This is a genomic window from Halomonas qinghailakensis, from assembly GCF_025820815.1.
Classification (GTDB): Bacteria; Pseudomonadota; Gammaproteobacteria; order Pseudomonadales; family Halomonadaceae; genus Vreelandella; species Vreelandella qaidamensis.
In genome coordinates this window covers 1,023,893-1,035,602 of record NZ_CP096973.1, presented here as the reverse complement: position 1 = coordinate 1,035,602, position 11,710 = coordinate 1,023,893, and the positions used below count along the sequence as shown (strand labels likewise).

Annotated in this window: 9 protein-coding genes; 1 reads left to right on the top strand and 8 read right to left on the bottom strand. The window is 56.8% G+C overall.

Annotated features, from left to right (window positions below; all coding sequences use genetic code 11):
- Positions 1-70: 70 nt before the first annotated feature.
- The 8 genes from M0220_RS04825 to M0220_RS04790 form a co-directional block, all read right to left on the bottom strand.
- Entirely contained in the window at positions 71-1,387 is a 1,317-nt protein-coding gene (locus M0220_RS04825; protein ID WP_264018843.1) for an HlyD family type I secretion periplasmic adaptor subunit, read from the bottom strand.
- Positions 1,384-3,522 carry a type I secretion system permease/ATPase gene (locus tag M0220_RS04820; protein ID WP_264018842.1) on the bottom strand — a complete coding sequence of 713 codons (2,139 nt, stop codon included), beginning with the start codon at positions 3,520-3,522 and terminating at the stop codon, positions 1,384-1,386. The genes M0220_RS04825 and M0220_RS04820 overlap by 4 nt, the downstream gene beginning before the upstream one ends.
- Complete coding sequence (locus tag M0220_RS04815) at positions 3,509-4,963, bottom strand: TolC family protein (protein WP_264018841.1); 1,455 nt, start codon at positions 4,961-4,963, stop codon at positions 3,509-3,511. Before M0220_RS04815 ends, M0220_RS04820 begins: the two co-directional genes overlap by 14 nt.
- A 36-nt stretch (positions 4,964-4,999) precedes the next feature.
- Positions 5,000-5,779 carry a SapC family protein gene (locus tag M0220_RS04810; RefSeq protein WP_264018840.1) on the bottom strand — a complete coding sequence of 260 codons (780 nt, stop codon included), beginning with the start codon at positions 5,777-5,779 and terminating at the stop codon, positions 5,000-5,002.
- 58 nt (positions 5,780-5,837) lie between these two features.
- Positions 5,838-7,049 carry an MFS transporter gene (locus M0220_RS04805; protein ID WP_264018838.1) on the bottom strand — a complete coding sequence of 404 codons (1,212 nt, stop codon included), beginning with the start codon at positions 7,047-7,049 and terminating at the stop codon, positions 5,838-5,840.
- Positions 7,050-7,130: 81 nt separating this feature from the next.
- Positions 7,131-7,562, bottom strand: a complete 432-nt coding sequence (locus M0220_RS04800; RefSeq protein ID WP_264018837.1) for a DNA polymerase III subunit chi — start codon at positions 7,560-7,562, stop codon at positions 7,131-7,133.
- Between the two features lie 101 nt (positions 7,563-7,663).
- A complete protein-coding gene (locus M0220_RS04795) occupies positions 7,664-8,785 on the bottom strand; it encodes a branched-chain amino acid aminotransferase (RefSeq protein ID WP_264018836.1) in 1,122 nt (373 codons plus the stop codon).
- A gap of 152 nt (positions 8,786-8,937) precedes the next feature.
- Positions 8,938-10,458, bottom strand: a complete 1,521-nt coding sequence (locus tag M0220_RS04790) for a leucyl aminopeptidase (protein WP_030074833.1) — start codon at positions 10,456-10,458, stop codon at positions 8,938-8,940.
- Positions 10,459-10,622: 164 nt separating this feature from the next.
- Between M0220_RS04790 and lptF the strand changes: the two genes are divergently transcribed.
- Entirely contained in the window at positions 10,623-11,702 is a 1,080-nt protein-coding gene (gene lptF / locus M0220_RS04785; RefSeq protein WP_030074835.1) for an LPS export ABC transporter permease LptF, read from the top strand.
- Positions 11,703-11,710: the final 8 nt, after the last annotated feature.

The following is an 11,710-nucleotide window of genomic DNA, read 5'->3' as shown; positions in this document are numbered from 1 at the left end:
AAAAAAATGGTGGCAAGTATACCGCGAACGACCCCCTGGCGTCAGGGGCGTTGATGAAACCGCACAGCGGTTAATCGCGTAGGGCGCGGTCGCGTACTTTCACCACGGGTTCCATGAGGTAGTCCAGTACGCTGCGCTTACCGCTGAGAATATCGATTTCCGCCACCATACCAGGAATAATGGTCAGCGGTTCATTGTCAGCGTCGAAGAGATAGCCGTCGGTGCGCACCTCAACGGGGTACATCAACTCACCGCTTTCGGGCATTTGAACGGCGTCGGCGGCAATAGTGACCAGCTCGCCATCCAGGCCGCCGTAACGGGCAAAGTCGTAGGCCGTTAGTTTTACCTTCACCGGCTGGCCGGGGTAGAGGAAGGCGATATCCGAGGGGCGAATATGCGCTTCTACGACCAAGGCGTCATCGGCTGGGACGACCTCCACGAGCGGCTCACCAGAGCCTGCTACGCCACCTACGGTGCTAATATGCACTTGATTCACGACCCCTGCGACTGGCGAGCGGATGGTGGTGCGTGCCACCTGGTCCGCTCGGCCGGGAAGCGTCTTTTGTAGCTCTGCGGCCTGTGAGGTCGCTTCGGCCAGTTGGGCGAGCGCATCGGCTTCAAAAGCATTGCGGGCGGCTGCTTTGCGGTCTTCAATTTCAGCGATGGAAGATTCTGCGCGGGCAACAGCACTTTGTTGGCGGGCTACCTCGCCGCGCAGTTCGTTGAGCGATTGACGTACTCGCAGCAGCGAAGTTTCTGGCTCAATGCCGCGCTGAGCCAGTGGCTGAATGATGGCCAGCTCTCGTTCGGCCAGCTGCACGCTGGAACGGGCGGTGCTTAACGCGGCTTCGAGCTCCGCTTTTTCCTGACGGCGCTGATAGCCCTGCTGTTCTAATACTTGAAGTTCGGCGCTTAGCTCCAACTGCCGCCCATGAAACAGGCGGGTTTCGCTCGCAGCCACACTAGGTGCGCTTTGGCTGAGTGCATCATCGAGTGCCAGCGGCGTTTGGTTGATTTCGGCTTCCAGGCGTTGCAAGCGTAGTTGCAGGGAACGTAGGCGCTGTAGGCTCTCTTCGTAGTCGCCTTCCAGCGTGCCGCCACTAAGCACCATCAGCGTGTCGCCTTGTTCGACCGTATCCCCACGGCGTACGTTAATCTCGGTTACCACGCCGCCTTCCAGGCTTTCTACTACTTGCAGGCTGCGCGAGGGCACGACTTTGCCTTGCCCTCGGGTCACTTCGTCCACCTCCGTGAGATAAGCCCACAAGAAGCCAATCAGTAAAAAGCCAATAATGGTGAGCAGGAGTAGGCTGCTAGCAATTGGCCGCTTGGTGCGGCCATGGCGTACAAAGTGTTCAAAATCAAGCTGGGACGTCGGGCGGCTCACAATGCTGTTCCTTCACGCGTGCGGTGGGGCGCTGCTTCAACGGGGCGCATCACCTGGGCCTTGGGGCCATCGGCAATAATCTGGCCTTGATCAACAATAATCACCCGATCAACCAGCGCTAACAGACTGGTGCGGTGCGTCACGACCACCAGGGTTTGCGACTGGCTAGCGGCTTTTAGCCGTGAGATCACCTCTTTTTCGGTTTGAATATCCATTGCACTGGTTGGCTCATCCATCAGCAACATCGGTGGGGCTCCCAGCAGCGCGCGGGCAAGGCAGATGAGTTGCCGCTGGCCACCGGAAAGCCCTTCGCCGCGCTCACCAATGGGCATGTCGTAGCCCTGGGGGTGGCGGGCGATAAAGTCGTGGGCACCGGCCAGTTTGGCGGCCTGGAGAATTTGTTCATCGGTAGGGTGGTGGGCACCAATCGCAATATTCTGGCGAACAGTGCCAGAAAACAGCCACGCTTCCTGCAACACGCTACCAATGTTGTGACGTAAATCCGCAGGGTCAATTTGGCGAATATCGGTGTCGTCTACTAGTACCGCGCCTTTTTCGGGCGGGTAAATGCCGAGCAGTAGCCGCGCCAGGGTACTTTTACCGGAACCCACGCGGCCCAGTAGCGCAACCTTTTCTCCAGGCTCGATCGTCAGATTGATATTGGCCAATGCTGCAGTGGTTTGCTCTGGGTAGCGGAAGCTCACATCTTGCAGGCTGATTTTGCCTTCCAGAGAAGGGCGGCTTAAGTAGTGACGGCCAGCGGGGCGCTCGGAAGGCATATTCATTAGCTGGTCAAGCGCGCGGTAAGAGGTGCGGGCTTGGTTAATGCGGGTCATGGTTTGAGCCAGCTGCGCCAGCGGCGCGAGTGCACGACCGGTGAGAATCACACAGGCAATCATTGCACCCATGGAAATCACCCCGTCACCGACTAAAAACACCCCATACACCACAATGCTCACCTGAGCGGCTTGCTGGGCGAACGCGGTGGCATTCAGAGCAAACTGTTGAATTGCGCGGCCTTTACGACCCACGTTAGATTGCTGCTGAACGCTCTCTTCCCAGCGTTGGCGAATCATTGGCGCAGCGCCACTGGCTTTAATGGTTTCCAGCCCTGCTACCGCTTCAATCAGCACGCCCTGCTTGGAACGGCTCTCTTCAAACGCTTGGCCGGACAGGCGTTTAAGAAAGGGCTGCACCGCCAGGCCAATCAGCAGTACCAACGGCACGGCAATCAGCGGCACCATAAAAAGCGGCCCCCCAATCAGATAAATCACGCCGATAAACAGGAAGATAAACGGCAAATCGACGAGGGCTACCAGCGATGCTGAGGCGAAGAAATCGCGCAGCGACTCAAATTCCCGCAGGGTGTTGGCAAACCCACCGGTAGAGCCCCGCTTGGCACTCATTTGTAGGTTGAGCACATGGTCAAAAATGCGCCTGCCCATGCGCAGGTCAGCTTCTTGTCCCGCCCGTTCAATAAACAGTTGGCGCAACGTTTTTACCGCAAAATCAAACAGCAATGCGATACTCACACCCACGGTTAGCGCGACGAGCGATTCAATGGCCTCGTTGGGCAATACGCGGTCGTAAACCACCATAATAAACAGTGAGGTGGCTAGCCCAAGGAAGTTGGTTAGCGCAGCGGCAATCACCACTTGGGTGTACACCCAACGATTAGACGAGAGGGCGCTCCAAAACCAGTGGCCGCCTTGTATGGCTGGCTCGCTATTCAGGGCTACCGGCCGGTAGCGGGCGCGCACTGCAATCAGGTGGCCAATGTACTCTGCTTGCAGGGCACTTAACGCGGTTTCGACCGGCTGTTTGCCTAATGCCGGGTCAAACAGTGCAAAACGCTCATCATCAATGCGCTCAATGATGACCACGGCGCGCCCGTTTTTTAGCAGCGCGACCGCTGGCAGCAGCGAGTTCCCCAGCGTTGCCAGGGCATGTTCGCCCAGCGCAGCGACCATGCCGTGACGCTCGGCAGCATCAATAAAGCCGTCGGGAGTGAGCGGGGTGTGTGCGCCTACCCGTTGGGCGCGCACAGCCGCTTCTGAGACCGGTAGTTCAAGCCGAGCCGCCACAAAGGTCAGGCATTGCTCAAGGGCGTCTGCGGGCGGATTAGCGGCGTTCAAGGTGAATCTCCATCACATCGAGTAGCTGCCCGGTTACCGCAAGTTGCTGAAAGCTAGCTTGCTCCCAGCGCACACGGCGATTGATTAGCTCTAGCGCGGTTTGGAACAGATCCCGCTGGGCGTCCAGCAAATCGTTAATATTGCTTCTCCCTACGGCGAACTGATCGCGGTAGGCCAGTAGCGCTTCTTCTTCAGCGGCAAGCGTGGCGGTTTGCGCTTCAAGCTCCGCTAGGCGGGTGCGTGTATCGGTATAGGCAGAGCGCACTTCCCGCTCCAGCTCGCGATGCAAGGCTTGGCGTTCAAATTGACTCTGCTGCTGACGTTCAACCGCCTGGGCAATGCGCGATGAGGTTGCGCCGCCGCTATAGGGCGTGTAATCAAGGTTAAACAGCAGTGCCACGTCATTATCCGATTCGTTGAACTCATTTACATCGAATTGGCGACCTTCCACGGCCACGCTCAGGCTAGGCAAGCGGGCGTTACGAGTAGCTTGCGCTTCGGCTTCGCTGGCCTCACTGGTAAGGGTTTGGCTACGCAGCGAGGCGTTACGGGCAAGGGCGTTATCCAGCAGTTGGTCGGCGCTGGTCTCGCTTAGCAACGCTCCGCCTTGAGGCAAGGCCAGCACGTCGGGCGGGGTAAAGAACGCTTCTTGATAGACGTTAATCGCCCGGGCTAACTCACCCTCTAAGGAGATTAGCCGTGAGTTGGCGTCGCTTAAGCGGCTCTGGGCACGCAGTACATCGGCTCGCGAACCGGCGCCTGCCTCGCGGCGAAGTTGAACGTCTTCAAAAATGCGCTGATGCTGCTGCAGATTGTGCTCAGCTAGCTGGCGCTGAGCGGTAACACGGGCAACATCCAGGTAAGCATTCAAGGCGTAGAGAACTTCTTCTTCGACACTTGCCTGGGACTGCCAGTACGCCGCTTCAGCGCTAAGATCGGCCGCGCGTATGCGCTCACCGCTGGCGCCAAAATCCACCAACAGCTGGCTGAGCGTAACGACCGCGTCAACGCGTGAGCCGCGGTCAGGCAGAGATTCAGTGCGCTGCAAGTCGTTACGGTACTCAAGCCCAGCGTTCACCTGAGGGCGACGCACGGCGCGCACTTCATCAATTTGCAGCACCGACTCACGCTCACGAGAGCGCTGGGCCAGAATGCGAGGCTGTTGCTCTAAGGCGCGTTGGATTTTTTGGCGTAGCGCCTCTAGCGCAGGAGAGGCTTCCATTGGTTGACCTGCTTGCCAGCGAAAGCGCGTTAGCAGTTGCGTCAGTTCCGGTGAAAATGCCGGGCCCTCCAGCGATGAAGCGGGTAAAGGCGTAGCCTCGGGAATCGGTTCATCAAACGCCGTTTGAGCCGCCAACAGTGGGTTTACCAGCAAAAGCGCAGCGGCTACGCTGCTCAGTAATAGCCGTTTGCGTGTCCGCGTATCAACATTAAAAGACATTCACGTTCCTGAATAACGTCGGTGCTTGGCACCCAATTAAGAGGGATCCGGCCATTGATAGCGCTCTTCGCTGCTGAACGCTTCTTGCCACTCGGAAAGGGGGCGGGAAGCGCTTGCTTCTGGCAGCGGTGTCGTTGGCCGTTGAAGGAGGCTGCGAAGAACGCCAAGCTGCTGTTGGGATATGAGCTGAGCGTACACTAAAGGGACGGCACCCAATTGCCAGAAAAGCCCCATTTGTTCAGCGGATAGTGCCTTCCAGGCGGGTTCATCAATTTGATATAACGGCGTGCTGCTTTGATAGCCTTCTGGCTGCCAAGGCGTGAGCAGCTTGGCATTGGCCAATGCATCAAGCTGCTGTGCAACTCGCTGGCAACCCGCTTCCCGCTGTTGGAGAAAAGCCAGTACGTGTTGGGGGAAGCTGGCTAGCTCGCCGTGTTGATTAAAGAAAGGTTCGGCATCCAGGTGCGCCACCACAAAGGGTGAGTGCTGGTCTATGCATAGCTTTTCAGGATATTCAGCATGCAGTCCGAAGGGGTGGCTGCGCAGGGCGGCGGGCACATACGCCGCGCGCCAGCGCCCTTGGCTATCGACGATGAGATTTTGTTCATCGCGCAGCCCCAGCAGTGCGACGGCCTGCCAGCCTAGTGCTGTCTGGGTGAACCCAATTGGAAAACTAGCGGCCGCATGGCGTAATTCGGCCTCTGCTAGGCTTGCCTGGGTAATGTGCTGAGCAAAATGGTAGGCAGTAAAACGTTGCCACATCAAACCGCTGTGGCGCTTAACGTCAAGCGGCACCCAGTGGGCAGCGTGGGCCATAGGAAAACCTTTGTGGTGGTGATAATAAGGCGGCTACCTTACCAAGAACACGCGCTAATCATTTACTTGAAGAGAGCCCACGCATGGCGATTAATCCAAGCACTGGGCCAGGTAGTAGCCACCATATCACCCAGGGGCCTTGGCTTACCCATAGGGCAGTGACTAGGGCGATAGACGGAATCGTTAGCCCAAAGCCAATGGCATTCATCATCGCCAGCGCTGCGCCGAGGCGCTCAGGTGGCGCGGTGGCTGCCGCCAGCGCGGAAAATTGCGCGGAATCGGCAATTACGCTAATGCCCCAAATCCCTAGCAGAGTTAGCAGTAGCCAGGGCGATGTGCCACCTAACAGTGGATAGAGCAAACAAAGCATGCCGGAGGTTGCTAGCGCCACAACGGCCACTCGCGCGCTGCCCACACGGCGGCTCCAGCGGCCAGCCCAAACGCAGCCAGGTAGGCCCAACGCAATCACCGCAAAACTTAGCCATGGCTGAAGGCCCGGCGCTGCGCTTAGACGTTCCAGCTCTCTAGTAACTAAAAAGGGCACCAGCGCCCACAGGGCGTATAGCTCCCAGCAGTGGCCAAAGTAGCCAAGTGCCGCGGCGCGGAAGTGCTTTTGCCTGAAGGCAGACAGCCCCGCCCAGGGGCGTCCGCCGCTGGCTTTGGCGGGCAGGTGTGGCCCCACGCCTAGTTTAAAAATCATTAGTGCGGCGAGCAGTGCCAGGGCAGAAGCCAGCAACAGCGGCCACTGCCATGGCAAGTGCAGCGTTAGCCCGCGCAGTAAGTGGGGCGAGGCAATGCCCAGAGTCAGCATGCCGACCAACCAGCCCAGTGCCGAGCCTGCGTTGCTGGGTGTCCAGCTCACTACCAATTTCATACCGAGTGGATAAATACCGGCAAGACACAGCCCGACCAAAAAGCGTGCTGCTACCGCTAAGCTGACGCTGTCGGCGACGCCAATAAACGCGGCATTAATCAGCGCGCCTGCTACTGCTGAGATAGCAAACAAGTGGCTGGCGCGTACGCGATCGGCAAGGCCGGTGGTAGCAATGAGCAGCGTACCGGTAATAAAACCTGCTTGCACCGCAATGGTGAGCAGCCCCAGGTCGCTTTCACTCAAACCAACGGCCTGTTGAAGCGCAAGCCCTACGCCGTTAACGCTGAACCACAGTGAAGTGCCAAACAGCTGGGCAATGACAATCGTGGCGAGCGGGGCGCGCGCTAAAAAAGCATGGGAAGGCAGGGTGGATGCAAGCCGAGTATAAAAGCGCATTGAGTGACTCTTCCTCTGAGTTATTGTTATGTATGGCGCTAGTGTAAGTGGTTATGCATCCGTGGCCAGATGGTAGAAAGGTTACCCCAACTTATGCGGCACCACTTCATGGCCCATTTCTTTATAGCGCTGCCAGCAGGCGCGTTTGGCGACCAGAACTTGCTGGTGCTGGTTGATAATTTCGGCAATGCGGACGTAGCGTTCCACGCCTTCGGGAATGTCGGGGTGTAAGTTCAGTAGAGCGGTTTCTTGCGTTGGCACCGGGAGTTGCTGCCAGCCTAGCGTTATCGGCACGCTGGCGGCCATGTCGCTGTCTTCCAGCGCGTGGGGGAGGTAGGCATCTTCACGGAACTGCCAAAGGGCCTCGTCAGCCTGTTCGGCCAGGGCTTTATCTTCGCAGTGCAGGTGCAATCGATAGCCTTTGCGGTGGATGGTTTCTGCTAGCTTGCAAGCAAACTGCAGGCGCGCTTCCAGGGTGGTGTCAGGAAGGATATAAAAATCGATACGTGCCATCGAAGGCTCCAGCGGTTTCCGCTTTTTCAAAACCTTTCCCTACCACCGCAGCTTGCGGCGGTAGGGTGTCGGTTTATACCCGTTGATTTATACCAACTGATTTATACCAATCGGGTGAGCCAACCGTATTTGTCTTCACTGCGGCCATATTGCAGGTCGAGCAGCGTTTTGCGGATACGCTTGGCGATCTCGTTGTTGCCATCGCCTTGTAAACGAATACGCTCGTTTTCGGTGACTAGTTCGCCGACCGGGGTAATGACCGCTGCCGTACCGCAGGCGAACACTTCCGTAATCTCACCAGACGCAGCGCCTTCACGCCATTCGTCAATGCTGATGGGACGCTCTTCTGGTGTGAGGCCCGCATCTTTTGCCAGGGTAAGCACGGAGTTGCGGGTGACGCCTTCCAGGATGGTGTCGGTGAGGCGAGGCGTCACTAAACGACCATCTTTATAAACGAAGAACAGGTTCATACCGCCCAGCTCTTCAATCCACTTGTTTTCAGCGGCGTCTAAGAACGCTACTTGGCTGCAGCCGTTCGCGGCGGCTTCTTTCTGGGCTGCCAGGGAGGCCGCATAGTTACCGCCGCACTTGGCAAAGCCGGTGCCGCCAGGGGCTGCGCGCTTGTAGTGGGAAGAGAGCCAGATAGACACCGGCTCAATGCCGCCCTTGAAGTAAGCCGCCGCTGGTGAGGCAATCACGTAGTAGTCGACTTCATGAGCCGGACGTACGCCTAGGAAGGCTTCGGAGGCGATCATAAACGGACGCAGGTAGAGGCTGCACTCGTCGGCATCGCTGGAAGGTGTAGGTACCCAGGTGTGGTCTTGGGCCAGCAGCGCTTTCAGTGAACCGATGAAATCTTCATCGGAAAGCTCCGGCAACGCTAAACGGCGGGCGCTGCGGCGAAAACGCTCGGCGTTTTTCTCTGGGCGGAATGTCCAGATAGAGCCATCGGCATGGCGATACGCTTTAATGCCTTCAAAAATTTCCTGACCGTAGTGCAGCACAGAGGCCGCTGGGTCGAGGGTTAGTGGGCCATAGGGGCGCACTTGATGGCCGTGCCAGTCGGCGTCGACTGTCCAGCGGACGTGGGCCATATGGTCAGTGAAGTGCTTGCCAAAACCTGGGTTTTGCAGAATGTTGTCACGAATCTCATCAGCCATCGGTTGATTAGACGGCAGCGTTTCAAAATGAGACTCAAGCTGGGTATCTGAAGCTGTGGGCACGGCGTATTCTCTCCGCTATAGCCTGGCCCCGAAGGGCAAGTGTTAGTGTTTATTTGGTGTAGCGTGCGCTCTGAGAACAGCACGCACGCTAATGCCCTTAGATGTAACGTTTACGTCAACCAATGGCAACCGTTGATCGCCTGATTGTGATGTTAGCTGTCGCTATTTTCTACTTGGGCATCGGTCTCACGATCAAGCAAATACTGGGTTAATAGCCCTACTGGGCGGCCAGTGGCGCCTTTTTGTTTGCCGGAGTGCCAAGCGGTGCCGGCGATATCCAGATGCGCCCATGGGAAGTGATCGGCAAAGCGCGATAGGAAACACGCTGCTGTAATGGTACCGGCCGGGCGGCCACCAATATTGGCTAAGTCGGCGAAATTGGACTCTAGTTGTTCCTGATACTCATCCCATAGCGGCAGATGCCAGGCGCGATCCCAGGCTGCTTCGCCAGCGTCGAGCAAATCGAGCGCCAGATCATCGTCGTTGGAAAGCAGGCCCGTTGCGTGGTGGCCAAGGCCAATAATGACAGCACCGGTCAGGGTGGCAATATCAACCACGCTGGCCGGGGTAAAACGCTCAGCGTAGGTCAGCGCATCGCAGAGCACCAAGCGGCCTTCGGCATCGGTGTTCAGCACTTCAACCGTCAACCCTTTCAGGGTTTTGATAATATCGCCGGGTTTAGTGGCCGCACCGTCAGGCATGTTTTCAGCGGCGGCAACAATAAACACCACGTTTAGCTTGGGCTTAATGGCGAGCACTGCTTTGACGGTGCCGAATACGCTAGCCGCACCGCCCATGTCGAACTTCATTTCATCCATGCCTTCGCCGGGCTTCAGCGAAATACCACCGGTGTCAAAGGTGATGCCTTTGCCCACGAGCACATGGGGCGCTTCTTCAGGATTTTCCGCACCCTGGTACTTCATCACGATAAGGCGTGTCGGTTCTTGACTGCCGCGTCCAACAGAAAGCAGTGAGCCTGCTCCCAACGCTTCCAGCGCCTCCTCATCTAAAATATCAACCTCAAGCGCGCCTTGGGAATCGCGCCCAAGCTGCTCGGCTTGCCCTGCAAGGTAGCGAGGCGTACAAACATTGCCGGGAAGGTTGCCCAGCGTGCGGGTAAGGTTAATGCCCTGGCCAATGGCGACACCCAATGCAGCGCCCTGCTTGGCCATGGGGGCCTCGTCGGCATCGCTGACAATAAGGTTCAGCTTGGTTAGGCTAGGGGCTTTTGCGGGAGATGATTTGAACTGGTCAAAGCGGTAAATAGCGCGTTCAGCTGCTTCGAGTGTTTTACGAGCTTTCCAAGCAGTGTCGCGGTCTTCGAGGGGAACGTCGGTAAACGTAGCGCTAGCTTCATCAATTGGCAGCTTGGTCAACGCTGCCATGGCAGCATCTAAGGCTTTAATAAATGCTGCTTCCTGACATTTGGCCCGTTCGCCTAGGCCAACGAGCAACAAACGTTCAGCGCCCAAGCCCGGCGCAAAGGGGACAATCTGTACATTGCCCAGCGCGGCATCAAAGTCGCCACGATCAAGTAACTGACCAATGAGCCGCTCGCTTGCGTCATCTAACTTGGCGACGGCGGGCAGTAAGTCGCTACCTTTAAAGACAGGCAAAACGAGGCAAGCCGTTTCGGCTTTGGCTGGGTTTGCGGTCTGAACGGAAAATTCCATGACGTCTCCAACAAGACAAGCATCGAGTGATTCGGGATAATGCCCCGTTACCTAGGTTTTTGATAACAGGTTTTTGATAACAGGTTTTTTAATAACAGTTTGATTAGTGTACCCAAGCCATGGGCGCATTGCATTGCAACCTGCGCTACTAGCCGGAGAGTGCGTTGATTTTATTTCGGTACTTAACTCGCGAAGTGTTACTGACGATGTCGGCGGTGGCTGGCATTTTATTACTGGTGATCATGGGCAGCCGCTTTATTCGCTATTTTTCTGATGCGGCAGAGGGCGACATTCCGGTCACTATCTTAGGCAGCCTCATGGTTTTTCACCTGCCTGGATTTATGGAGCTGATTTTACCGCTATCTTTTTTCCTGGGAATATTGCTGGCCTATGGTCAGCTATATATGAACAGCGAAATTACCGTGATGGTGGCTTGTGGTATGAGTCCTATGCGGTTGTTGCGAGTAACACTATTGCCTGCTTCGGTCGTGGCGGTGCTGGTAGGACTGTGTAGTTTGTGGCTAACACCTGCGGGTGCACTACAAACTGAGGCAGCGCTTGAAGAGCAGCGCAGCCGATTAGATGTGTCAGTACTGGCGCCAGGGCGTTTTCAGGATTTTGGTGGGGGGCGTACCGCTTACATCAGCGATTTCAGCAGTGATGGCACTGAAATGCAGGAGGTGCTGGTTCATGAGCAGCCTGTTTCTGGTGCGGAAAAGACCCATAGCTATGTGACCCGTGCAGGCTCTGGCTATCAGGAAACCAGCGTGGAAACTGGTAGCCGTTTTCTAGTGCTGGAGGATGGCGAGCGCTATGGCGTAACACCGGGAAAGCAGGCTGCCGAGCGGTTAACCTTTGAACGTTACACGCTGCGCCTGGGCTTAAGCCGAAATAGACAAGAGCTGGATTCATTAGAGTACGCGACCACGGCTGAGCTATGGAACGACCCCACTCCTCGTGCCCAAGCGCAGTTTCAGTGGCGTGTAGGTTTGCCGCTAATGGTGTTTATATTGGCATTGCTAGCTCAGCCGCTTTCCAGAGTAAACCCTCGCCAGGGTCGGTTTGCCAAACTGTTGCCTGCTGTTTTTCTTTATGTCGCTTATTTAAGCCTGCTATTGGCGGCGGTGGATGCCATTGGCAGCGGCGCGCTGGCAGTTGCGCTTGGGGTTTGGCCGGTACACGGGCTGTTTTTGGCGCTTGGCTGCCTGCTGCTATGGCACTCGCAACGTAAAGGAATGCGCTAATGAAGGGG

Bases quoted from the DNA above. Each gene is read 5' to 3' on its own strand.
- M0220_RS04815 (WP_264018841.1), bottom strand. From the start codon at position 4,963: ATGTCTTTTAATGTTGATACGCGGACACGCAAACGGCTATTACTGAGC.
- M0220_RS04810 (WP_264018840.1), bottom strand. From the start codon at position 5,779: ATGGCCCACGCTGCCCACTGGGTGCCGCTTGACGTTAAGCGCCACAGC.
- M0220_RS04805 (WP_264018838.1), bottom strand. From the start codon at position 7,049: ATGCGCTTTTATACTCGGCTTGCATCCACCCTGCCTTCCCATGCTTTT.
- M0220_RS04800 (WP_264018837.1), bottom strand. From the start codon at position 7,562: ATGGCACGTATCGATTTTTATATCCTTCCTGACACCACCCTGGAAGCG.
- M0220_RS04790 (WP_030074833.1), bottom strand. From the start codon at position 10,458: ATGGAATTTTCCGTTCAGACCGCAAACCCAGCCAAAGCCGAAACGGCT.